22 protein-coding genes and 2 pseudogenes are annotated in these 23226 nt (G+C 66.8%); 11 read left to right on the top strand and 13 right to left on the bottom strand.

The genetic code is table 11. The features are described 5' to 3' along the window. Positions 1 to 37: 37 nt before the first annotated feature. From CKO41_RS07910 to CKO41_RS18910, 6 genes are all read right to left on the bottom strand, one after another. Positions 38 to 2137: a carboxy terminal-processing peptidase gene (locus CKO41_RS07910; RefSeq protein WP_200251168.1), complete on the bottom strand. Its 2100-nt coding sequence runs from the start codon at positions 2135 to 2137 to the stop codon at positions 38 to 40. A gap of 90 nt (positions 2138 to 2227) precedes the next feature. Next, positions 2228 to 2761: a peptide deformylase gene (def, locus tag CKO41_RS07905; protein ID WP_200381762.1), complete on the bottom strand. Its 534-nt coding sequence runs from the start codon at positions 2759 to 2761 to the stop codon at positions 2228 to 2230. 4 nt (positions 2762 to 2765) lie between these two features. Next, a complete protein-coding gene (locus tag CKO41_RS07900) occupies positions 2766 to 3287 on the bottom strand; it encodes a glycine cleavage system transcriptional repressor (protein ID WP_242464100.1) in 522 nt (173 codons plus the stop codon). 206 nt (positions 3288 to 3493) lie between these two features. Continuing rightward, complete coding sequence (gene pgeF / locus CKO41_RS07895) at positions 3494 to 4243, bottom strand: peptidoglycan editing factor PgeF (RefSeq protein WP_200381761.1); 750 nt, start codon at positions 4241 to 4243, stop codon at positions 3494 to 3496. Continuing rightward, a complete protein-coding gene (rluD, locus tag CKO41_RS07890; protein WP_420826466.1) occupies positions 4185 to 5234 on the bottom strand; it encodes a 23S rRNA pseudouridine(1911/1915/1917) synthase RluD in 1050 nt (349 codons plus the stop codon). Before rluD ends, pgeF begins: the two co-directional genes overlap by 59 nt. Beyond that, complete coding sequence (locus CKO41_RS18910) at positions 5227 to 5361, bottom strand: hypothetical protein (RefSeq protein ID WP_274607560.1); 135 nt, start codon at positions 5359 to 5361, stop codon at positions 5227 to 5229. Before CKO41_RS18910 ends, rluD begins: the two co-directional genes overlap by 8 nt. On the opposite strand from CKO41_RS18910, the gene CKO41_RS07885 reads away from it, so the two are divergent. Continuing rightward, positions 5339 to 6166, top strand: a complete 828-nt coding sequence (locus CKO41_RS07885) for an outer membrane protein assembly factor BamD (protein ID WP_200251161.1) — start codon at positions 5339 to 5341, stop codon at positions 6164 to 6166. The genes CKO41_RS18910 and CKO41_RS07885 overlap by 23 nt on opposite strands. A gap of 73 nt (positions 6167 to 6239) precedes the next feature. On the opposite strand, the gene CKO41_RS07880 is transcribed toward CKO41_RS07885, so the two are convergent. The 4 genes from CKO41_RS07880 to sucC all read right to left on the bottom strand — a co-directional run bounded on the left by CKO41_RS07880 (position 6240) and on the right by sucC (position 10596). Then, entirely contained in the window at positions 6240 to 6578 is a 339-nt protein-coding gene (locus CKO41_RS07880) for a P-II family nitrogen regulator (RefSeq protein ID WP_200251159.1), read from the bottom strand. 319 nt (positions 6579 to 6897) lie between these two features. Next, positions 6898 to 8511: an NAD+ synthase gene (locus CKO41_RS07875; protein ID WP_200381760.1), complete on the bottom strand. Its 1614-nt coding sequence runs from the start codon at positions 8509 to 8511 to the stop codon at positions 6898 to 6900. A 13-nt stretch (positions 8512 to 8524) separates the two neighbouring features. Further along, on the bottom strand, positions 8525 to 9418 hold the full coding sequence (sucD, locus tag CKO41_RS07870; RefSeq protein WP_200381759.1) for a succinate--CoA ligase subunit alpha: 894 nt from the start codon (positions 9416 to 9418) through the stop codon (positions 8525 to 8527). Beyond that, positions 9415 to 10596 carry an ADP-forming succinate--CoA ligase subunit beta gene (sucC, locus tag CKO41_RS07865; RefSeq protein WP_200251154.1) on the bottom strand — a complete coding sequence of 394 codons (1182 nt, stop codon included), beginning with the start codon at positions 10594 to 10596 and terminating at the stop codon, positions 9415 to 9417. Before sucC ends, sucD begins: the two co-directional genes overlap by 4 nt. Before the next feature lie 247 nt (positions 10597 to 10843). On the opposite strand from sucC, the gene CKO41_RS07860 reads away from it, so the two are divergent. The 9 genes from CKO41_RS07860 (at position 10844) to tnpC (ending at position 20146) form a co-directional block, all read left to right on the top strand. After that, the gene (locus CKO41_RS07860) at positions 10844 to 12475 is read left to right on the top strand and encodes a sensor histidine kinase (RefSeq protein ID WP_338115552.1); all 1632 of its coding nucleotides are present in this window, start codon (positions 10844 to 10846) and stop codon (positions 12473 to 12475) included. 21 nt (positions 12476 to 12496) lie between these two features. Next, positions 12497 to 13846, top strand: a complete 1350-nt coding sequence (locus tag CKO41_RS07855) for a sigma-54-dependent transcriptional regulator (protein WP_200381758.1) — start codon at positions 12497 to 12499, stop codon at positions 13844 to 13846. Positions 13847 to 13863: 17 nt separating this feature from the next. Further along, on the top strand, positions 13864 to 15210 hold the full coding sequence (gene argA, locus CKO41_RS07850) for an amino-acid N-acetyltransferase (RefSeq protein ID WP_200381757.1): 1347 nt from the start codon (positions 13864 to 13866) through the stop codon (positions 15208 to 15210). 465 nt (positions 15211 to 15675) lie between these two features. Next, positions 15676 to 15975 (top strand): nucleotidyltransferase domain-containing protein, encoded by a 300-nt coding sequence (locus CKO41_RS07845; RefSeq protein ID WP_200381756.1) that lies wholly within the window; start codon positions 15676 to 15678, stop codon positions 15973 to 15975. A gap of 136 nt (positions 15976 to 16111) precedes the next feature. After that, positions 16112 to 16468, top strand: a complete 357-nt coding sequence (locus tag CKO41_RS07840; protein WP_242464098.1) for a hypothetical protein — start codon at positions 16112 to 16114, stop codon at positions 16466 to 16468. 390 nt (positions 16469 to 16858) lie between these two features. Continuing rightward, positions 16859 to 17083, top strand: a complete 225-nt coding sequence (locus CKO41_RS07835) for an addiction module protein (RefSeq protein WP_200381755.1) — start codon at positions 16859 to 16861, stop codon at positions 17081 to 17083. Beyond that, the gene (locus CKO41_RS07830) at positions 17080 to 17370 is read left to right on the top strand and encodes a type II toxin-antitoxin system RelE/ParE family toxin (protein WP_200381754.1); all 291 of its coding nucleotides are present in this window, start codon (positions 17080 to 17082) and stop codon (positions 17368 to 17370) included. The genes CKO41_RS07835 and CKO41_RS07830 overlap by 4 nt, the downstream gene beginning before the upstream one ends. A 757-nt stretch (positions 17371 to 18127) precedes the next feature. Beyond that, complete coding sequence (locus CKO41_RS07825) at positions 18128 to 18517, top strand: hypothetical protein (RefSeq protein WP_200381753.1); 390 nt, start codon at positions 18128 to 18130, stop codon at positions 18515 to 18517. 135 nt (positions 18518 to 18652) lie between these two features. Next, complete coding sequence (gene tnpC / locus CKO41_RS07820; protein ID WP_242464095.1) at positions 18653 to 20146, top strand: IS66 family transposase; 1494 nt, start codon at positions 18653 to 18655, stop codon at positions 20144 to 20146. A 336-nt stretch (positions 20147 to 20482) separates the two neighbouring features. On the opposite strand, the pseudogene CKO41_RS07815 reads toward tnpC, so the two are convergent. Beyond that, positions 20483 to 21531: pseudogene (locus CKO41_RS07815) on the bottom strand (IS630 family transposase). 38 nt (positions 21532 to 21569) lie between these two features. Between CKO41_RS07815 and CKO41_RS07810 the strand changes: the two are divergent. Further along, a complete protein-coding gene (locus CKO41_RS07810; RefSeq protein WP_207143876.1) occupies positions 21570 to 21986 on the top strand; it encodes a hypothetical protein in 417 nt (138 codons plus the stop codon). A gap of 608 nt (positions 21987 to 22594) precedes the next feature. Here CKO41_RS07810 and CKO41_RS07805 read toward each other — a convergent pair. Both CKO41_RS07805 and CKO41_RS07800 read right to left on the bottom strand, forming a co-directional pair. Beyond that, positions 22595 to 22936: a hypothetical protein gene (locus tag CKO41_RS07805; protein ID WP_200381751.1), complete on the bottom strand. Its 342-nt coding sequence runs from the start codon at positions 22934 to 22936 to the stop codon at positions 22595 to 22597. A gap of 114 nt (positions 22937 to 23050) precedes the next feature. Further along, positions 23051 to 23226 (bottom strand): annotated as a pseudogene (locus CKO41_RS07800) (ISKra4 family transposase); the annotation flags it as partial.

Below are 23226 nucleotides of genomic sequence, written 5' to 3'. Positions count from 1 at the left end.
GACTGCGCCCTTGCGATCGCGTGCCCGGAGGCCGGGTTCAGTCGCGCATCGCCGCCCGCGGACGGTGAACGTTGTCGGCCTGGACGGCGTCGGCCAGGATCCGCGCCGCCTCCTCGAGCTGGATCCCGGCGATCGCCTCGCGCTCTTGCTCGAGCGCCTCCTCGTCCGGATGCTCCTCCTCAGGCGGCACGGGCGTGATACCGCGTGTGCGCAGAAAGGCATTCTTCTGCTCCTCGAGCAGCCGCTCGCGCCGCTTGGTCTCGGCGCGTCGGTCGGCCTCCCGCAGTGAGACCTCCTGCTCATCGGCGATCTCGGCGAGGATCGCGTCGCGGGAGACGAGCATCCGAAAACCCGGATCCTGCGTCACGCGCCGCGCCGAGCGCCGGCGCAACTCTGCGACGTCGAGCGACTCGAAACGGGCATGATCGAGGGCGGCGATCTGCGTCCAAGGCAGCGGATTCTCCAGCGACCGCTCGCCATGGTCGGCGACGTCACCGGCCGGCGGCAGGGGGACGTCGGGCTCGACCCCGCGCAACTGGGTGCTACCGCCGCTGACGCGATAGAACTGTGCCATCGTCAGGCGCAGGCGACCGAGATCCGCCCCACCCCCCGGCACGTAGCGATTGAGGTCGATCAGGGTCTGAACCGTACCCTTGCCGAAGGTCGGCTCGCCGATGACCAGACCGCGTGCGTAGTCCTGAATCGCCCCGGCGAAGATCTCGGAGGCCGAGGCACTGTCGCGATCGACGAGGACCGCCAACGGCCCGGAGTAGACGACGCCAGGCTCTGGGTCCTTCTCGATCTCGAGGCGCCCGGCCGAGTCCCGGATCTGCACCACAGGCCCACGATCGATGAAGAGCCCGGTGAGGGCCGTCGCCTCGGTCAGCGAGCCACCGCCGTTGCCGCGCAGATCGATCACCAGGCCGTCGATGCCCTGCTCTTCGAGGTCCTCGACCAGTTGGCGGACATCGCGCGTGGTGCTGCGGAAGTCCTTGCGTCCTTCGGATTCGCCCTGGAAATCGCGATAGAAGGCGGCGATCTCGATGACCCCGATGCGCAGCCCGGGGGCATTGTCGAGCCCGTCGAAGACGCGCGCATGGGCGGCCTGGTCTTCGAGCTTGATCTCGTTGCGCACCAGCTTGATCTCGCGCGTCGGCCCATCGGGACCGACGGCGCGCGGCAATACCTGGAGGCGCACGAGGCTACCCTTGGGGCCGCGAATCTTGTCGACGACGTCCTGGAGCCGCCAGCCGACGACATCCTCGATCGCCCCTTCGCTGCCCTCGCCAACCCCGACGATGCGATCGCCCGAGTGGATCTGCCCGGACTCCGCCGCCGGCCCACCGGGGATCGTGCGCTGCACGACGGTCAGGTCGTTGTCGGCCCGCAGGACCGCCCCGATCCCCTCGAGCGACAGGCGCATGCTGATGTCGAAATTCTCCGAAGTGGCGGCGGACATGAAGCTCGTGTGCGGCTCGAGCGTCTGGCCGAAGGCGTTCGCGAACATCTCGAAGACATCGTCGCCCGTCGACTGGCGCACGCGTCGCGCCACGCCCTCGTAACGCTTGCGCAACTGCTCGCGGATCCCCTCGTCGTCCTTGCCGGCGAGACGCAGGCTCAGCGCATCGTTCTTGACCCGCTTACGCCAGATCTCGTCGAGTTCGACGTCGCTCGTCGCCCAAGGCGCCTCGGAGCGGTCGAAGGCATAGGTCTCCTCGACGCTGAAGTCGAATGGCCGTTCGAGGAGTTTGAGCGCGTAGTCGACCTGGTGCTCGACGCGCATCCGGTAGAGACGGAAGATGTCGAACGCGGCCGCGACCTGACCTTGCCGCAGGTCCTCGGCAATGCGGCCGAGATTGCGCTCGAACCGCTCCACGTCGCGGGCCAGGAAGAAGGAGCGGTTGGGATCGAGCGCGCCCAGGTAGTTGTCGAGGACCTCCGCGGTGAACGGCCTGTCGAGCGACAGCTTGCGGTAGTGATGGCGCTCGAAGACGTTGTTCATCACCAGCATCATCTGCATGTGCCGATGCTCTGGGGAGAGCTCCGCGAGGGCAACCTCCTGCTGCCGGGCGAGCCCCGCCCCCGTGACGAGCAGGGCCAGCAGGATGGCAATCAGGATTCGAAGGCTCAACCTCATAAGGGTGCACTCACAAAGCAGTTCTGTCGATTGGCCGGGCGGTCGGCGGGGCCTGGATGACGACCATCATGGGCCCGTCGCCGCCTTGCATCAATGGCCGTCGGACCCCGCGGGGCGCCCGCGGGAGCGATAGACCTTGCGCCGGAAGAGATCCGTGCGGCGGCTGACGACCCGGTCGACGAACAGCAGCCCGTCGAGATGATCGATCTCGTGTTGCGCGACACGTGCCTCGAAACCCTCCATCTCCAACTCCCGCGCGGTGCCATCGAGGGTCTGGGCCTGGAGCCGCAGGCGCGTGGCCCGGATCACGTTGCCCGTGTAGTCCGGCACCGAGAGGCAGCCCTCGCGGCCCATCTCCCAACCCTCCCAGTGGACGATCTCGGGATTGACGAGGACCAGATGGCCGTGTGTCGCCCCGCCCTTCTTCGGCGGCACGTCGATGATGATGAGGCGCTGGAAGCGCCCGACCTGCGGCGCCGCGATGCCGACCGCCGCCGGCCCGGCGAGGCGAGTCTCTTCGAGATCGGCGGCGAAACGGCGCAGGTCGGCATCGAAATCGACGACCGGCTCCGAGACCTGCCCGAGGCGCGCGTCCGGGACAGTGAGCAGGGGCAGAACCGCCATCGCGCTAGCCGATCATCGTCTCGATGGGCGCGATGTCGATGGAGACCCCACGCGCCCGCAGCCCCGCCATCGCCTCGTCGAGCACCTCCAGCGCCTCGCCGGAACAGCCGAGGATGTTCATGATGTAGAGTGGGCGCCCCGGCTCGCCGCAGACGCTCGAATCGAGCTCCAGGATATTGAACCCGGTCGCCGCCAGGACCTCCGTCACCTCGGCGACGATGCCGGCCCGATCGGCACCCATGACCCGCACCTGGATGTTGGGCACCGGATGGCGATCCAGTGCCCCGGGGATCGGATCGATGTGGCAGCGCAGACCGAGGTCGGCCGCGACCGGCGCCAGGGCCTCCTCGAGCCGCGCGCCCGGCTGTCCGCCATTGACCATCAACATGATCGTGAAGTTGCCGCCGAGGCGGATCATCGAGGCCTCGCCAAGATTGCAACCGGCATCGTACAGGGCGCGGGTCACGGCGGCGACGATGCCGGGGCGATCTTCGCCGACCAGCGTCAGCATGTTCCAGTCAGCCAATGGACACCTCGATAGGGATTTGTCGGGTTACCGCGGGAATGCGCCGCAGGCGCCCCTTCGCTCGCCAGCCCTCCGCGAGAGGGCGAGGCGGGGAAGGCCGGCACGCCAGACCCGTCCGTCTTCGTCGGTCGCGGCGACGCGGGTGCGCTGACGGGTGCGCGACCGGCGGCCTTCGATTCGGGTTTACCCTAGCGCAGCGCACCCCGTCAAGCCGCGTCGCGCCAGATCAGCGTCGCCATGCGCCCGCAGGTCCCATCGCGCCGATAGGAGAAGAAACGCCCGGCGTCGCCATAGGTACAGTACTCCCCACCCCAGACCCGCGTCACGCCGGCGCGCGCGAGCCGCTGGCGGGCCAAGCCATAGAGGTCGGCCAGCCACCTGTCCGGCGGCCGCGGGCGGAAGGCCTGCGCGGCGGCCGGGTCGGCGGCGATGAAGCACGCGCGGACCTCGGGGCCGACCTCGAAGGCGCGCGGACCGATCGCCGGGCCGAGCCACGCGAGCACCTGCTCCGGGGGGCCGCCCAGGCGGGCGATCGCGGCCTCGAGGACGCCGCCGGCGAGACCCCGCCAGCCGGCGTGCACGGCCGCCACCCGCTCGCCCGCCCGGTCGCAGAGCAGCACCGGCAGACAGTCCGCGGTCAGCACGGCGCAGACCAGCCCCGGCCGCTCGGCGACGATGGCGTCGGCCTCGGCACAGGCCTCGGCGGTGCCGGCGGTCGCCACCGTACACCCGTGGACCTGATGCAGCCAGTCGGGTTCGGCCGGGAGCCCGGCCTGGCCCGCCAGCAGCGCACGGTTGCGCGCGACCGCCGCCGGATCGTCGCCCACGTGGTCGGCGAGGTTGAGGCCCCGGTAGGGGCCCAGGCTCACGCCGCCCAGGCGCGTCGTCGCCAGCGCCCTAACGCCAGGCGGCGCCGGCCAGGTCGGGACGATCCAGCTCGGCTCGCAGCGCGTCATCGGCAACCTCCTCCTCGCGTAGGCAGGCCAACAGGGCGGCCAGATCGGCGGCCAGCGGGACCTCGAAATGCAGCGGCGCGCCGGTGCGCGGATGCGCCAGCCCGAGCGCGATGGCCTGCAGCGCCTGACGGGGAAAGGCGATCAGTGCGGCCCCCGCGCGCGGCGATGCCCCCTTCGGCACCCGAACCCGCCCGCCGTAGACGGGGTCGCCGACCAGCGGGTGTTGGACATGGGCCATGTGGACGCGGATCTGGTGGGTCCGCCCGGTCTCCAGGCGCACCGCGAGCAGGCTATGGGCCGCGAAGCGCTCCAAGACCCGATAGTGGCTGACGGCCGGACGTCCGTCGCGCACGACCGCCATCCGCGTGCGCTGCGTCGGGTGCCGGCCGATCGGCGCGTCGACGCGCCCGCCGGCGACGACGACACCGCTCACCAGCGCCCGGTACTCGCGGCGCACCGTGCGCGCGTGCAGTTGGGCGACGAGGGAGCGGTGCGCCGTCAGCGTCTTGGCGACCACGAGCAGGCCGGTCGTGTCCTTGTCGAGGCGATGGACGATGCCGGCACGCGGCAACCGCGCCAACTGCGGGGCATGGTGCAGCAGGGCGTTGAGCAGGGTCCCATCCGGATTGCCCGCGGCCGGATGCACGACGAGGTCGGCCGGCTTGTCGAGCACCAGGATCTCCTCGTCCTCGAAGACGATGCGCAGCGGGATGGGCTGCGCCACCAGTTCACCGCTCGCTTCGACGACGGGCTCGAGGACGACCTGCTCGCCGGCCTTCACCTTGTCGCGGCAGCGCCGCACCGCCCCATCGACCCGCACCCGTCCGTCGGCGATCCAGGCCTGGAGGCGGCTGCGCGAGAATTGCGGAAAGGCCTCCGCGAGGACCTGATCGAGCCGGCGGCCGCTCTGCTCCGCGGCGATCTCCAGCGTGCGCGGGGCGAGCTCGTCGGTCATCTGTCCTGGAATCGTCCCGGGGAGCGGCTCAGCCATCACGGCCCCCGCGTGAGGCGATGCGCGGCCGAGCGGCGCGGGCCGATCCCGCGTGGCGGCCCTTGCGGTATACTTCGAGCGTCTCTCCGCGACCCGAGCCGAGCATGTCCAAAATCTTCTCGATCATCGTCAGCCTCCTCCTCGCCTTCACGATCTCCGGCTGCGCGTGGCTCAGCCAAGGGGCCGACGTGACGGAGGATTGGAGCGCCGCCGAACTCTACACCGAGGCGTCCAAGGAGCTGGATGCGGCCAATTACGCGCGCGCGCTCGAGCTGTTCGAGAAGATCGAGACCCGCTACCCGTTCGGGCGCTACGCGATGCAGGCGCAGCTCGACACCGCCTATGCCCACTACAAGGCGGACGAACCGGACGAGGCCATCGCCGCCGCCGACCGCTTCATCAAGCTCTATCCGCAGAACCCGTTCGTCGACTACGCCTACTATCTGAAGGGAATCGTCAATTATAACCGCAGCGTCGGCTTCCTGGACCGTTATATCCCGACCGATCCATCCCAGCGCGATCCCGGCTCGGCACTCGACTCCTTCAACGACTTCGCGGTCCTCGTGCAGCGATTCCCCGACAGCAAATACGCGCCGGACGCACGCCAGCGCATGGTCTACCTGCGCAGCAACCTGGCCAAGTACGAGATCCACGTCGCCCGCTACTACATGAAGCGCGGCGCCTACATCGCCGCCGCCAACCGGGCCAACTACGTGATCGAGCGCTTCCAGCGCACCAGTGCCGTCGAGGACGCACTCGTCGTCCTGATCGACGCCTACGAGGCGCTCGGGGAAGAGGAGTTGGCCCGCACCGCCGAGCAGGTGCTGGCCGTCAACCGCGAGGCCGGTCGCTTCGTCGACGACACCGAATCGCCCGAAGAGGTCGGCCTGGCGCGCAAGATCTGGAACTACCTCGAACTCGACGAGAACTGACGGCCCCGCCGACCCCACGAAGGCAGGGAGGCGTGGTCGGCCCCGACGCGGCAGACCACGTCGGGGCGGCGCATCAGACCGCCGCTTCGTTCTCCTCGCCGGTGCGGATGCGCACGACGCGTTCGACATCGCAGACGAAGATCTTGCCATCGCCGATCTTGCCGGTACGCGCGGCATTCGTGATCGCCTCGATGCAGGCATCGACCAGGTCGTCGGCCAGGACCAGTTCGATCTTGACCTTCGGCAGGAAGTCGACGACATACTCGGCACCGCGATAGAGCTCGGTGTGGCCCTTCTGGCGACCGAAACCCTTGACCTCGATCGCGGTCATGCCGGTGATGCCGGCCGCTGACAACGCCTCGCGCACGTCGTCGAGCTTGAACGGCTTGATGATCGCTTCAACCTTCTTCATGGGTATCTCCAAAGCTCGAAATCGGCCCCGGCGAGGGGCGGCCGTCGGCCGCCGCCGCGCTCCTCGGTAGTGGGGCGGGAATCCGTCCATCGCAAGGGGCATGCTCGGCCGCGCCCCTACCATGCCGCCAGTATAAGGAAGCCGCCGGGGCGCAACCAGCACCGCCCCGACCGAGGCCGCTGTCGGGCTGCGACGCGCGCGAGTCCGTTCCTTGTCGTGCCGGCGCGCCTCACCCCACCGACGCGGCCGTGCCGATCTCCGCCGTGGCCGTAGGTCGGGTTAGCCCCTCGGGGCGCAACCCGACGGCCGGCCAGGCGACTCAGAAACCGCTCGTGATCGGATAGCGGCGGTCGCGGCCGAAGGCCCGGCTGGTGATGCGCACCCCGGGCGGGGCCTGCCGGCGCTTGTACTCGTTGCGATCGACGAGGCGGGCGACACGCCGGACCTCGGCCTCCGGGAGGCCGGCCGCGACCATCTCGGCGACCCCCTGATCGAGCTCGATGTAGCGGCGCAGGATCTCATCGAGCAGCGCATAAGGCGGCAGGCTGTCCTGGTCGGTCTGATCCGGGGCGAGCTCGGCGCTCGGGGCGCGCTCCAGGACCCGTTCCGGGATCACCGGCGCCGAGCGGTTGCGCCAGCGGGCCAGGCGGTAGACCAGGGTCTTGGCGCAGTCCTTGATCGGTGCGAAACCGCCGGCCATGTCGCCGTAGAGGGTCGCGTAACCGACCGCCATCTCGCTCTTGTTGCCGGTCGTCAGCAGGATCTTGCCGGACTTGTTGCTGATCGCCATCAGGATGACGCCGCGACAGCGCGCCTGGATGTTCTCCTCGGTCACATCGGGCGCACTCCCCGCGAAGGGCTCGGCGAGCAGCCCGAGGAAGGCCTGGAAGGCCGGCTCGATCGGGATGATCCGCGAGACCACCCCGAGGCGGCGCGCCTCCTCCTCCGCATCCTCGATGCTCATCCTGGCCGTGTAGCGCGACGGCATCAGGACCGCCTCGACCCACTCGGCGCCGAGCGCGTCGACGGCCACGGCGAGCGTCAGGGCCGAATCGATGCCGCCCGAGAGCCCGAGCACGGCGCCGTTGAAGCCGTTCTTGCGCACATAGTCGCGCACGCCGAGGACCAGGGCCTGGTAGACCGCCGCCTCCTCCTGCAACACCGCGGCCAGCTGGCCGGGCACGGGCCGCAACGGCTCGCTCGGCGACTCGCGGGTCAGCTCGACGAGCAGCTCGGCGGGCTCGAACGCGGGCGCGCGCCGGACCACGGATCCGGCGGCGTCGACGGCGAACGAGCCGCCGTCGAAGACCAGCTCGTCCTGGCCGCCGACCAGATTGACGTAGAGGATCGCCAGGCCGTGCTCGCGCGCCCGCATCCCGACCAACTCCTCGCGCTGGGCCTGCTTGCCCTGGTGGTACGGGGAGGCATTGATGTTGATCAGTACCTCGGCCCCGGCCTCGGCCGCCTGCCGCGCTGGACCCTCCTCCCAGATGTCCTCGCAGATGGTCAGACCGATGCGCCGCCCCTGGTGCTGGAACACGCAGGGCGCCTGGCCCGGGCGGAAATAGCGCTTCTCGTCGAAGACGCTGTAATTCGGCAGGGTCTGCTTCGCGTACTCGGCGATCAGCTCACCATCGCCGATGACCCCGGCGACGTTGTAGAGCCCGCCGACCGAGGCCTGCGGATAGCCGACGATGGCCGTGATGCCGCGCAACTCGGCGCGCAGGCGCTCCAGCGCCGCGCCGACGCGGGCGATGAACTCGGGGCGCAGCAGCAGATCCTCCGGCGGATAGCCGGTCAGCGTGAGCTCTGGGAAGACGACCAGGTCGGCCGCATCGCGGTCGCGCGCCGCGGCGGCAAGTGCCAGGACCTGCTCGGTATTGCCGGCCACGTCGCCGACCAGGGGATTGATCTGTGCCAACAGGATGCGCAACGTCGGCTGCTCCTCAGGCCGCACGCGGGCCGGGCCGCCCCGCCAGCCGCTCGGCCATGCAGGCGCCCATCTCGGCCGGGGAGCGCACGACGGTGACGCCGGCCGCCGCGAGGGCGGCGTACTTGCCCTCGGCCGTCCCCCGGCCGCCGCTGACGATGGCCCCGGCATGACCCATCCGCTTGCCCGGCGGGGCCGTGACCCCGGCGACATAGGCGACGACGGGCTTCTCCATCCGCTCGGCGATGAAGGCCGCGGCCGCCTCCTCGGCGCCACCGCCGATCTCCCCGACCAGGAGCACGCCGTCGGTATCGGGATCCGCCTCGAAGCGCGCCAGGCAGTCGACGAAGTCGAGCCCTTGGATCGGATCGCCGCCGATGCCGATGCAGGTGCTCTGCCCGAGGCCGATCTCGGTGGTCTGGAAGACCGCCTCGTAGGTCAGGGTCCCGGAGCGCGAGACGATGCCGACCCGCCCGGGGCGATGGATGCTCCCCGGCATGATGCCGATCTTGCAGGCACCCGGCGTGATGATGCCGGGGCAGTTCGGCCCGATCAGCAGGGTCTCGGTGCCGGCCAGGGCCGCCTTGACCCGCAGCATGTCGAGGACCGGGATGCCCTCGGTGATGCAGACCACGAGGCCGATGCCGGCGTCGGCGGCCTCCAGGATCGCATCGGCAGCGAAGGCCGCCGGGACATAGATCATCGAGGCGTCGGCGCCGGTCGCGGCGACCGCGGCGTGGACCGTGTCGAAGACCGGCCGCCCGAGATGGCTCTGCCCACCCTTGCCCGGCGTCACGCCGCCGACCAGGTTGGTGCCGTAGGCGATCGCCTGCTCGCTGTGGAAGGTCCCCTGCCGGCCGGTGAAGCCCTGGCAGATGACCCGCGTATCCTTGTCGATCAGGATGCTCATCGCCCCTCCCCCGCGGTCTCGCGTGCCGCCGCGACCACCTTGTCGGCCGCCTCGCTCAGGCTGGCGGCGGTGATGATCGGCAGGTCGCTCGCCGCGAGCATCTCGAGCCCGGCCGCCGCGTTGGTGCCCTCCAGGCGCACGACCACGGGCACGGCGAGATGGACCTCGCGCACCGCCTGCATGATGCCGGCGGCGATCAGGTCGCAGCGCACGATGCCACCGAAGATGTTGACCAGGACCGCCTCGACCTTGGGGTCCGAGAGGATCAGCTTGAAGGCCTCGGCGACGCGCTCGGCCGTCGTGCCGCCGCCGACGTCGAGGAAGTTCGCCGGCGCCCCGCCGTGGAGCTTGACCAGGTCCATCGTCGCCATCGCCAGGCCGGCGCCGTTGACCATGCAGCCGATGTTGCCATCGAGGCTGATGTAATTGAGGTCGTGGGCACGGGCCTCGGCCTCGCGGGCGTCCTCTTGGCTCGCATCGCGCAGCGCCAGCAGCGCCGGGTGGCGGTAGAGGGCGTTGTCGTCGAGCACGATCTTGGCATCGAGGGCGACCAGCGCGCCGGCCTCGGTGACGACCAGCGGGTTGATCTCGATGAGGGCCGCATCGCTCTCGAGAAACAGTCGGTAGAGCCTGCCCAGCAGGTCCTGGAGTGCACGGATCTGCTCGGGATCGAGGCCGAGCCCGTAACCGAGCCGCCGGCCGTGCCAGGGTTGCAGACCCATCGCCGGGGCGACGCGCGCGAGCAGGATCCGCTCCGGGGTGCTCGCGGCGACCTCCTCGATGTCCATACCGCCGGCGGCCGAGGCCATGAAGGCGACCTGGCGCGCCTCGCGATCGACGAGGACGGCGAGATAGAGCTCGCGGGCGATCGCCGTGGTCTCCTCGATCAGCAGCCGCGTCACCGGCAGACCCGCCGGGCCGCTCTGATGCGTCACCAACCGCTCGCCGAGGAGCCGTGCGGCGGCCTCGCGCACCCTCTGCGGGCTTTCCGCCAAGACGACGCCGCCGGCCTTGCCGCGCCCGCCGGCATGGACCTGGGCCTTGACGACCCAGCGCGCGCCGCCGAGCGTGGCGAGGGCCGACGGGACCTCGTCGAGGGCGGCGACCGTCACACCGCGCGGCACGGCGACGCCGTGCTCGGCGAGCAGTTGCTTGGATTGATGCTCGTGCAGATTCACTGGGACCTCACACCATTGCGACCGGGCGCGGCGCACCGACCGATATTGTCCGGGAAATTGCGTCGCCTGCCAAAATAGCAGATGCGACCGACGGCGACAGCCCGACGATCGGCCCGAGGCACGGCCCACCGCGACACCATGAGATCGCCGTGGATCGCCCCGCACTTTGCCAAGTACGCGCCCCTTCAAGTAACTTTCCCCGCCAAGGCTCGCCCTTCGGAACCGACCAGCGCAGGTGCCACCGATCGTGAACGACCTCCTCCCGCATGGTATCGCCGCGTCCGACCGCGGGGCCCTCCCCTCGGAGCCCGAGCCCTACCCGAATTGGACCGTACTGCGCTGGCTATTCCTCTTCCGGCTGCTGCTCGCGGTCAGCCTCACGTCGGTCTTCTCGGTCCACGGGGCGCTGCCCGCGCAGGGCACGGAGCAGGCCCCGCTGGTCTGGATCGTCCTGCCGGTCTACGCGCTGATGCTCCTCGTCGGCGCCGTCGGCCTGATCCGGCGATGGCCCGGTCCGGAGCGTCAGCTGCAACTGACGATCACCGTCGACATCGTCGTCTTCACGCTGCTGATGCACGCCGCCGGCGGTGTCGATAGCGGCCTCGGCCTGCTGCTGGCGATCTCCGTCGCCGCCGGCGCGTTGCTCATGGAGGGCCGACTGTCGCTGTTCTTCGCGTCGCTGGCCGCGATCGCCGTCATCGGCGAGGCGACCTTCAGTCAGTTCTACCACGACCTCGCGAGCCCCCACTACACGCAGGCCGGGCTCCTCGGCGTCACCTTCTTCACCGTGGCCTTGCTCGCGCAGGTCCTGTATCGGCGCATCCGCGCCGCCGAATGGCTGGCGGCCCGGCGCAAGGTCGATATCGCGGACCTCGCAAAACTCAACGCCTTCATCATCCAGAGCATGACGACGGGCATCCTGATCGTCGACGGCGAGCGCCAGGTCCAGATGCTGAACATCGCCGCCAAGCAACTGCTCGGCCAAAACGATGTCCATCCCGGCGCCCGGCTGGCCGCGATCGCGCCGCAACTCGCTGCCTGGCTCGACCACTCGGTCGAGGTCTCGAGGAAATCCCTCCAGCGCCCAACGGCGACCATCCTGGCCGGCCACCGAGAGCTGCGCCCGAGCCTGCAATGGCTCGGCGAGCGCCGCGCCAGCGGCGTCGTGATCTTCCTCGAGGACCAGCAGGAACTCACGAAGGAGGCCCAGCAGATCAAGCTCGCCTCGCTCGGGACCCTGACCGCGAGCATCGCGCACAACATCCGCAATCCCCTGAGCGCCATCTCGCACGCGGCCCAACTCCTGGCCGAATCGCCGCAGCTCGCGGCCGACGACCGTCACCTGCTCGACATCGTTCGGCGCAACGGCGAGCGCATCGAGGAGATCATCCAGAGCATCCTGCAGCTCTCGCGCCGCCGTCAGCCCCAGCCCGAGGCGATCGACCTCGGCCCCTGGCTGCGCGAACTCTGCGAGGACTTCCGCGCGAGCCACGGCGTCGGCCCGCAGACGGTCGCGCTGCGCCAACGCGCCGATACCGAATCGGTGGTGACCGTCGACGCGCGCCACCTGCGCCAGATCATCGTGAACCTGTGCGAAAATGCCCTCAAGCACGGGACCCACGGCGAGCGCGCGCCGTTCGTCGAGATCCAGGTCGAGCGCCGCCGCGGCACCACGCGCATCGAGGTCCTCGACAACGGCCCCGGAATCGCCCCGGACAAGGCGCAGGAGATCTTCAATCCCTTCTACACGACCAGTGCCAGCGGCACCGGACTCGGGCTCTACATCGCCCGCGAGCTGGCCGAGACCAATGGCGTCCTGCTGGAGTATATTGCCCGGCAGCCGCATGGATGCTGTTTTCGCCTGACCTTCCAGACCTGAGCCAGGAGCGTCGGAGAACGCATGACCAAAGCACAAGCCCTCGTCGTCGACGACGAACCGGACATCCTCGACCTGATCCGGATCACGCTGGCGCGGATGGGCGTCAACGCGCACACGGCGGCGGACCTCCGGGAGGCCAGGCAATTGCTCGCGCGCGAGCGCTTCGACCTGTGCCTGACCGACATGCAGCTGCCCGACGGCAACGGCATCGAACTGGTCGCGCACATCAGCGAACACTATCCGGACCTGCCCGCGGCGATGATCACGGCCCATGGCAACATGGAATCGGCCGTCGCGGCGATGAAGGCCGGCGCCTTCGACTTCGTCTCCAAGCCCGTCGACCTCCAAGTGCTGCGCCGCCTCGTCGAGTCGGCACTGCGGCTGCGCGAGACGACCCCGAGCGGCGAAGGCGAAGGTGACCAGATCTCCGGGCAACTGCTCGGCAACTCCCGGCCGATGCGCGAGATCCGCCGCATGATCGGCAAGATCGCGCGCAACCAGGCGCCGGTCTTCATCACCGGCGAGAGCGGCACCGGCAAGGAGGTCGCGGCGCGGCTGATCCACGCCGAAGGGCCGCGCCGCGATGGCCCCTTCGTCCCCGTCAACTGCGGCGCAATCCCCCAGGAGCTCGTCGAGAGCGAGCTGTTCGGCCACAAGAAGGGCAGCTTCACCGGGGCCGTCGGCGACAAACAGGGCCTCTTCCAGGCGGCCGAGGGCGGCACCCTGTTCCTCGACGAGGTCGCTGACCTGCCGCTGCCGGCCCAGGTCAAGCTCCTGCGCGCAATCCAGGAGAAGAGCGTCCGCCCCGTCGGCGCCCAGCAGGAGGTGCCAGTCGACGCGCGCATCATCAGCGCGAGCCACCGCGACCTGAACGCCGAGGTCGACAAGGGCGCCTTCCGCCAAGACCTCTTCTACCGGATCAACGTCATCGAGCTGCGGATGCCGGCCCTGCGCGAGCGGCCCGAGGACATCCCGCTGCTCGCCACCCGTATCCTCGGGCGCATCGCCAAGCAGACCGGCCACGACAGCCTCAAGCTCAGCGACGGCGCCCTAAAGAAACTGGTCGGCCACCGCTTCCCGGGCAATGTCCGCGAACTGGAGAACATCCTCGAACGGGCCGCGGCGCTGTGCGACGGTGACCTGATCGGCGCCGACGAGGTCTACCTGCCCCAGGGTGCGACGCCGACGCCGACGGCCACCAATCCCACGCAGAGCGACCTGCCGCTCGAGGACTACCTCGGCGAGATCGAGAAGAAGGCGATCCTCCAGGCGCTGGAGGAGACCCGCTGGAACCGCACCGCGGCGGCCAAGAGGCTCGGCATGACGCTGCGCTCGCTGCGCTACCGGCTGAACAAGCTCGGCCTGGACTGAACCGCAAGGGCACCCCGATGGCCGACGAGCCGCCCGCGACGGTCCGCCCCGCGACCGACACCGACCCGTTCGTGGACTGGATGCGCCAGTCCACGCCTTACGTACATACCCATCGCGGCCGCACCTTCGTCATCGCCTTCGGCGGCGAGGCGGTCGCCGCGCCCGACTTCCCGGTGCTGATCCACGATCTGGCGCTGCTGCACGGCCTCGGCATTCGCCTCGTCCTGGTCCACGGCGCACGGCCGCAGATCGAGCAGCGCCTCGCGCGGCACGGCATCGAGCTGCGCTATGTCAACGGCCTGCGCGTCACAGACGACGAGGCGCTCGCCTGCGTCAAGGAGGCCGCGGGCGTCGCCCGCATCGAGATCGAGGCCCTGCTCTCGCTCGGACTGGCCAACTCGCCGATGCAGGGCGTGCGCATCCCGGTCGCCTCGGGCAACTTCGTCACGGCCCGCCCGCTCGGCGTCCTCGACGGCGTCGACTACCGCTACACGGGCGCCGTGCGGCGCGTCGACCGCCAGGCACTGCGCCAGCGCCTCGACAGCGGCGCCGTCGCCCTGCTGCCGCCGATCGGCTACTCCCCGACCGGCGAGGTCTTCAACCTGAGCGCCGCCGACGTCGCCCGCTCGGCGGCCATCGCGCTGGAGGCCGACAAGCTCATCTTCCTCACCGAGGAGCCCGGCGTCACCGACGCCGCGGGGCGGCTCGTCCCGCACCTGCTCGTCTCCGAGGTCGACGCCCGCCTCGCCGGCCCGGCGCCGCTGCCCGAAGACCTGGCCGGCGCGCTACGCGCCGCCGCCGAGGCCTGCCGGCGCGGCATTCGGCGCGTGCACATCCTCAGCCGCCGCCAGAACGGCGCCCTGCTGCGCGAGCTCTTCACCCGCGACGGCAGCGGCACCCTGATCACTGCCGAGCCCTTCGAAGACCTCCGTGCCGCCCGCATCGACGACGTCGCCGGCATCCTCGAACTGCTCCACCCCCTCGAGGCGCTCGGCGTCCTCGTGCGCCGCTCCCGGGAGCGCCTCGAGACCGAGATCGACCGCTTCTCCGTCCTGGAGCGCGACGGCATGATCATCGGCTGCGCCGCCCTCTACCCCTACCCGGACGACCGCATGGCCGAACTCGCCTGCCTCGCGATGCACGAGGACTACCAACGCGGCGGGCGCGGCGAAAAGCTGCTCGAGCGCATCGAGCGACAGGCCCGCGCGCTGGGCATCGAGCGCCTCTTCGTGCTCACGACCCAGACCGCCCACTGGTTCCGCGAGCGCGGCTTCGAACCCGCCGACCTCGCCGACCTGCCGATGGCCAAACAGGCCCTCTACAACTACCAGCGCCGCTCGCAGGTCTATTTCAAACGGCTGTGACGAGCGGTCGGGCAGAAGCCCCAAGCAAGACGGGTCCGTTCCGATCGACGCGAGCATGCAGACGGGCAAAGGCGCACCCCGCAGCCTTCGCCTGCGCCGGTAGGAGCCCGCTCGCGGGCGATCGGGGCAGGCGATCGCCGAGAAGCCGGCCGTCGGGTTACGCCCCGAGGGGCTAACCCGACCTCGGTCCCGGCGAAGCTCGGCACGGCCCGTAGATACCGGGTTAGGCGCGCCGGCACAGCGGTCGCTGCGAAAGGACAGGCTCGCGCGCGCCGTAACCCGACATCGGCCTCGATTCATTCAACGACATCGCCGATTATTTTGGCGTGCACGACCCCAATCTCCGCCGTGGGACCCGCCAAAGCCAGGAATGGACCCGCGGCCCCTGACCTCGCGAGCCGAGAAATGCTTGGCACCGATCTTCACTCGCCATACCCACCAATTGCGTGACTTCACCGGCCACCAATGCGCCTCACTCCAATCCAGCAACAACAGATTCGCCAGGCCGTGCACGAGGTCTTCGGACCGCGCGCGCTCGTCCGGGTATTCGGCTCTCGGCTAAAAGGCGACGTTCGCGGTGGTGACCTGGATCTGCTGATCGCGATCGACGAGCCGATCGACCATCCAGCGCGACTCGCCGCGGCCCTGTCTGCACGGGTGTCCCGCGCGATGGATGGCCGCCGCGTCGACGTCCTGGTCAGTGCCCCCGGGCTTCGGCGCCTGCCGATTCACGATGTCGCTGATCGCGAGGGTGTTCCGCTGTGACTCCGGTTCCCGATGCCCTTCAACGGCTGCGCTTCCTCGTGCGGGTCACGCAGAGGGAAATGAAACACTTGCAGACCACCGACCATCGTCTATTCCAGCGACCCTTCACCGCCGAGGCCGTGGCCCAACTGAGGCCGTGGCCCAACTGGCGCACCAGCCCGACCTCGCCGAGCGCGTCGACGCCTTCGTCAGCCGATTCGGACGTTTGCAGGACACGCTCGGCGATAAGCTTCTCCCCGAGCTATTGCGGGCATTGGGCGAGCGGGTCGGAGCGGCCATCGACAACCTGGATCGGGCCGAGCGCTTGGGCCTGCTGTCGTCCGCCGACGCATGGATGACCGTCCGCAGACTCCGTAATCAGATGATCCACGCGTACATCGAGGATCCTGTCGTGCTCGCCGACGCCCTACAGACCGGTCACGAAAGCGTCCCACTGTTGCTCGACGCCGCCGACCGTATGCATGCCGAAATCCGTCGACGCGGTTGGCTCTGAAGGGCGCAACGCTATGGGAACCGGATCTCTTCGCCGTTCGTCTCCGCCGGCATAGGGCCGAGCCGTCCCGCTGCGTGCCCGATGGGAGGAGAGGTGGTCGGCTCGATTCCTTAAAGTAGCCGGCGATTTCGGCATACACTTGGCGACGGTGCGGCGCATCGTGGAGTGCAACGATGCGAGATCTGGCCCCGCCAACGGTGAGATCTGGCCCCGCCAACGGTGAGATCTGGCCCCGCCAACGGTGGCCCCGCCAACGGATGGCAATCGATCAGGATGCGCGGGCCGCGCCATCCCGCGAACGCTCAATGAGGAAGCGGGCTTGACGTGGACGTGGACACTTCGCGTGATTTGGAGACCGGACGCCAGCTACCCGCTTCGAGGTGATGATCGATGAACACAAAAGAGCTGATCGAACACGCGATCGACTTGCCCGTCGAGGAACGTGCCTTGCTGGTGGACTCGTTGCTCCGGAGTCTGAATCCGCCGCAGTCGGAGATCGATGCCCATTGGGCGACCGCGGCCAAACGTCGGCTGTCTGAGCTGCGCGCGGGCAAGGTCGATGCCGTCCCTGGAGAGGCGGTGTTCGACCGCATCCGGAAGCGTTTCAAGCGATGAGCTATCGCTTCCATCCCGAAGCGGAAGCCGAGCTGAACCTCTCGATCGACTATTACGAATCCATCGAGTCCGGCCTTGGCTACGATTTTGCGATTGAAGTGTACGAGACCATCCAGCGCGTCGTCGACTTCCCGAAGGCGTGGCCCATCCTCGGCGGCGACGTTCGAAGATCACTCGTCAAGCGCTTTCCCTACGGTGTCTTGTACAGCGAAGTACGCGACGGCATCCTGATCCTGGCGGTGATGAACCTTCACCGGGCTCCCGACTACTGGCAGCATCGCGCGTGAGTCGGCCCCTCCCGAAGTCGAATGCATCGGCTCGTCCTGGAGGCGCCCGGTCGCTGGTGGCGGACCGTGAGCACCACTCGCGGCTTTTGTCTAAGCGGCTCACCAACGAGGGCGATCGACTCCGCCGCCCTCCTCCGGATCGGCAAACGGCCCGGGGCCGCCAGTCGCGCCTTGCGGACAAGACCAACGATGTGCCCCCAGGGACTTATGCGGTACGACTTGATCGTTGCGAGCAAGCCGCAAGACACTGCTCCCTGTGCTTTGCCGAAGAACTGTATCAGGCGCAACTCATTCGGATCGCCGCCAGCTTCCCCAGGCAGTCGGCAACCGTGGGGCGCATCGTGAGGGGCGGAATGCAGCGACGCAAGAACTGCCCCGAAACAGGCTGGCGGGGCGGAATGCAATGATGCGAGACCCCGGCACCTACCCAACTAAAAGCGATGCCGGTAGAACTTAACCTAATGGCATTGAGCGAGCTTGTTGCCTTCCTGGTCGACATTGTAGAGATCAAATATCGCGCCAGTCTGTCTGCAGTGCAGCACGCAAGGCATAGGCCACAGTCTAGTCAACTTTGGGCGTCTAACGATTGATGAGATACACGTACACAGCGGCTTGGGCAGTGGTCGGAGGAATAACTCTCCGGGAAGATTCTCTACCAATTGAGCTGGCGAGCTCAGAAAGCGCTCGGTTCACGTTGACTCGAGATCCCGACACTCTCCTCGCAAAAATTTATGAGGCCTCCGCAGTTGGCCGCCTGATGCTGAAGGGCATAGTGGGCCAACGGGGACCAGCGGACTTTCAAACTGTACTCGCTTCAGAGGTTGAGGAAATCAAGGCAGAGCGCAAGAAGAAGGCTGGTGCGCAGGCAGTTCTTCTCTTTCAGGCGCACGGGAAGATCGAAGCCTCGGTCAAGGAGCCACTCCGCGAGCACGACACTTTTATTGTCACTTTCGATGCAATCGAGAAGAACCGAGTGAGGCAGCTACACCAAGCTGACATCGAAGCCATGAAAGTTGCCGTTGCTTTCGAAAGTGAGGCGCCATCGCGCTTTGCTTATCTGGCCGACGGTAACCGTTTAGCCCCCCACCCCGGATGGACCGGAAACTTGCCGCTCGGGAAGGATCAGCAGTTTGCAGGACAAATCTGATTGGGTGTGCGAGGATAGCGCGCAAGGTTGGATTTGCGCCTCTGCGGCGCCCCGGCAATGCACCTCAGCGACCACGATCTCAGATAACTTGACGAGGCGGCCCTGGCGAAGCTCACGCCGGAGCAGGCGCAGGCGTTGCTGGGCAAGGCGTTGGCGGACCTGAAGGCGGCACGCGAGAAGCTGGCGCAGAATTCGCGCAACAGCTCGCGGCCGCCGAGCACACGGGCACCGTGGGAGCAGACACAGGAGCAGGACGAGACGCCGGTGGCTTCTGCTGCGGGCGAGCACGAGACGAAACCGGCGGGAGAGCCGGGTGCGCAGTGCCAGGAGAAGCCATCCCGGAGCACGCCGGCGAACAAGGCAGCGAAGCAGGACGCCGCGCGCCCGGGTCGACGCAAGGGCGCACCGGGGCACAGCCGCACCCAAGCACTTCCGATCGATGCCGAGCAGGTCCACGCGCCGCACGGCTGTGCCCGATGCGGACGCCCTCTGGAGGAGGCGTCTCACGCGCATCGGCCCCACAACGCCCGCTACATGCTGGATCTGGTGCCTGCCGCCGCTGGCGGCAGTGGCCTGGTGGTGCAGCACACCAAGCACATTTACTGGGAGATGCTTTGCCCCTGCGGGCATTGGAGCCGGGCATTGCCTGGGCGCTGCGACGAGGAGGCCGCCTGGACGGTCAAGCTGAGCGAATGGCACCTCGCGGGACCGACACTGGTGGCCTTCATCTGTGCGCTGACCCAGCGCATGCGTCTGTCACGCGCGAAGGTGCGCGAATTCTTGAGCGACTGGCTGGGCCTGTCATTGTCCACGGCGCTGATCAACCAGTGCGTCCATGAGGCCGCCCGCGCGCTCGAGCCCGTGGTCGAGCAGGAGATCCTCGCGACGGTGCGCAATGTCGAGCTGCTGTATGCCGACGAGACCAGCTGGAAGGAGCATGGCAAGCTCCTGTGGCTGTGGGTGTTCACCTGCGCCACTGCCACCTTGTTCATCGTCGGACGGCGCACGCGCGAGATGGTCCAGCGGGTGCTCGGCGAGGGCTTTGGCAACTGGCTGATGAGCGACGGCTATTGGGCCTACCGGGAGCTCGATCAGCGCCTGCGCTGCCTGCCCCACATCATCCGCAAGGCCCGCGCCTTGGAGGAGGGCTTCGCGGCGCAGGGCTGCGAACTCGGTCGCCACGTGCTCGATGTCATCACCACCGTCATGCAAGCCGTCTACGAGGCCCGCGGCGCGCCCCCGCCGGTTGGACTGCGCGAATCGCATGCACCGCTACTCAACGGGCTGCTCCAGCATTGCCTGCGCCTGGCGGATTGCCCGCACGAGAAAACCCGGGCACTGGCCCGCGAGCTCCTCAATGACTGGGATACCTTCTGGGTGGTACTTGATCATCCCGAGCTGCCGTTGAGTAACAACGAAGCCGAGCGCGCCCTGCGCCACTGGGTGATCGCCCGGCGCATCGGCATGGGCACCCGCACTGCGCAGGGCACCCGCGCCTTCGCCCTGCTGGCCAGCGTCATCGAGACCTGCCGCAAGCGTGGCGTCTCTCCTTGGCCGTACATCGCTGAGGTCATCGGCCAACGACGCCAAGGGTTGCCGGCACCGCCCCTACCAGCGCCCGCTATCTGACAGCACGCCCAACCCCCGGCAGGCCGTCCGAAGCGGGGGGGGGGCTAAATGGTTACGGCCGACGGAACGCACTTGCTTAACGACGCGGGAAAACCCATTTACAGCATTTCTTTCTCAATGAGTGCTGAAACCTCCGTATCCACTCCCCTTTCTAATGAAGCGGCTGCGCGGATTGGTATCCGCTACGTAGCATTGAATCAGGAGAATGATCTCGATTCTGTCGAACGACTTTTTTCTCAAATGTCTGATTACGGCACTGATCGATTGAAAGCATTTCTGTCGGGCTGGGCTGCGCTTGAAATTCTGATCGCGAAGTCCTTCAAAAGTTATACCCCATTAATGCAATATCTGCGATTTTCTTATAATTTGAAACTTGGGCGAAAAAAGGGTTCTCCGCGACTTTTTCTCTTGTGATGTTGTGGCATCAACGCAGGCCATGATGGCCGCTTTGAATTTGGGGAACGAGTCATAATAGCGGGAATACAAGACTTCCTGCTTGACATGCCGCCAAAGTCTCTCAATCAAATTGAGGTTTGGCGAGTATGAAGGAAGATAGATCAGTTCAATTTTGAGTTGCTCGGCAAGCGCCGTGACAACTTCGCATTTTTGATAGCGCGCATTGTCCAGAAACAATGTAATGGCCTCGCCAGCATGCTTTGCTGCTAATTTTCTTAGCAGGTCGCAGAAGCTTAGTGCATTAATGTAAGAATCATTGGTGATCGTCACCACTTCATGTGTGATCGCATTGAGGGCTCCAAGTACATTGAAGCGCTGTCGTCCTGATGCAGAGTAGACAAAATAGCGCTGAAAGCACCACAGGAAGCCGAGGAAAGGTTGCAACACAAAGTGTGCCGCATCGACGAAGTATACGTGCTTTTTACCTTGTTTTGCCTCCTCGAGGTTTGACTCTAACCGATTGCAAATAAATGATTTTTGCTCTTCTCGCTTCTTATCATCCATCTGTCCTGGAACGCTTCCTGTTTTTTTCGGCTAAGGCCAAGCGAGAGGAGGAAGTTACGCACATGCGGGAGCGTGAAAGACAAACCCGTCAGCCGCTCGATCTCGGCGGCGGCTTCTTTCAATGTCCGCGGCGGATGCGCAGCGAAATAGGCTGCAAGCTCCGAGCGATACGGATCGAGTTGACTCGCGGGACAGTGGAAGTTCCGTTCCACCAAGGCCGTTAGCCCTTTTTCTGTATAGGTCCGAATCGTCGCTGTCACGGTATTCGGCGCCGCATCACTCAGCTTGGCGATTTCTTGATGCGGTAAGCCCTGGCTTTTATACCACAGAATCGTCATCCGCTTACGCACGACTGGATCCGGGTGGTGGTAACGATGGCGGCGAATTCCGCGTAGTTCGGCTGCAGAAAAATCACAATTATACATGATGAGTGTATTGTGCCTCTAAATGCTCTCTGGCAGGTTTGCCGAAACAGAATGTTTTAAGAGGAAATTTTCTCAAAATTTTCATTAAAAGAGTATACGAACAGGCCTTCCTCTCTCCATTCACTAATGCACATCAACCGACGTTACGTGAACGCTTTCTTGCACGTATCAAAGGTGTGATGAAAGACAAATACCGGCTAACGGATAAATTCATAGCCGTGACGGCAGTTCTGTTCCCGAGCATCGAGGATGCTGAGGCCGAGAAGAACTACTCTGATTTTTGCAAGCTGAAGGAACTCCGAGATTCAATCTTTCATGGCGAACCATTTTCAGAGAAGGATTTGCCTGTCCATGAAATGGCTGCGTTGCTCCGTAAGTACGTTCTCGCGCGGATAGCTACGCCCAACAAGGGGCTCAACTCGGACGCGCCGATAAGCGGCGCGCCGGTTAGCTAGTACGTTAGCTGATCAACGAGGAGGGGCGCCGCCGGGGTCGGGTCTCACATTGCACACCTGACTGACGTTGTGCGGGCACAGGACAATCTCACCAGGAAGGACGTTCTCCTCGCAACAACAGACGTTACTCGGTGCGGGATGCGGGGGTCAGGATGCGCGAGAGCAGGCGCAGGCATAGGCGCAGGGGTCACACAGGCGCAGGGGTCAGGTCTCGCATCGTAGCATTTCTCCCCTGCCGGACATGGGCCGTAGGGTGCGGAAGCCAAGCGCATCCCGCCTGACCTGAATTTCAGTCCGCGCCCACCCAATCTGGCGGGCGCTGGGGGAAAAGAACCCGGGCTCAGTTTCAGCTTTTCCATCTCCGATGCCTGCGACGAACCGTTCAGGCGGCACGACGAGGCGGATCTCTCTTCCCGGAATCGATTGACCCCTGGCTCCTGCCGCCATGGCATCGACCCGGACGGCACGGTGCTCGGCAGAGGCGCGCTGCTACGATACGAGACCTTGGCGCCCCCACTGGCGCCCCCAGAAATCGCCGCAGTTGGACAGCCTCGATTAGCCGCCCTGAGCCGAGGCTCGGGGGACAAAACCATCTTACTCTTGCTCCGCTAGTAGCCCTCCTCGATGGCCTTGGCGCGGGCGTTGCCCTCTTCCTCGATCCATTTGGCCTCTGCCTTGCCGCGCTCTTCGATCGCCTTGGCGCGGGCCTTCTCGCGCTCCTCGATCCACTTTGGCTGGCCCTTGGCACGCTCCTCGATCCATTTCGCTCGCGCCCTCTCATGTTCTTCGATGGCCTTGGCCTCCGCTTTGGCCCGTTCCTCGACGTAGTTCGCCTCGGCCTTCGCCTGTTCTTCGTCCGCCTTCTCCCAGTCAACCGCGGCAACACCCGCCGCCAGCCAGGCACTGCCAAGCACTGCGCCTATCAGGCGCCAGCCCAACCGATGACGCATAAGTCTTTCGCACCTCTCTCGATGGGAACGGTCTCTTCTCGCCCACCCAACGGGGGCTGGGGTCACGGTAGCTGGGATCAGGTCTCGCATGGGTGCGGCCTCCGCATAATGTGCTCAGCCGGCGCATTGAGCCCCGAACTGATCGATCTTCTGCCAGAACTGTGTCCACCGCCCGGCGGTGTGGGTGAGGGCGCGCAGGCTGAGGACGATCTTCGCGCCTTTGTTCTTCCAGCGCATGCCGGAGGCGCAGAGCCGTTGCTTGACCAGGGTCTTGCAGGCCGCCTCGGTGA

Origin of the sequence: Thiococcus pfennigii (genome assembly GCF_016583835.1) — a bacterium.
Classification (GTDB): domain Bacteria; phylum Pseudomonadota; class Gammaproteobacteria; order Chromatiales; family Chromatiaceae; genus Thiococcus; species Thiococcus pfennigii.
This window is presented reverse-complemented; position numbering and strand designations above follow the sequence as displayed.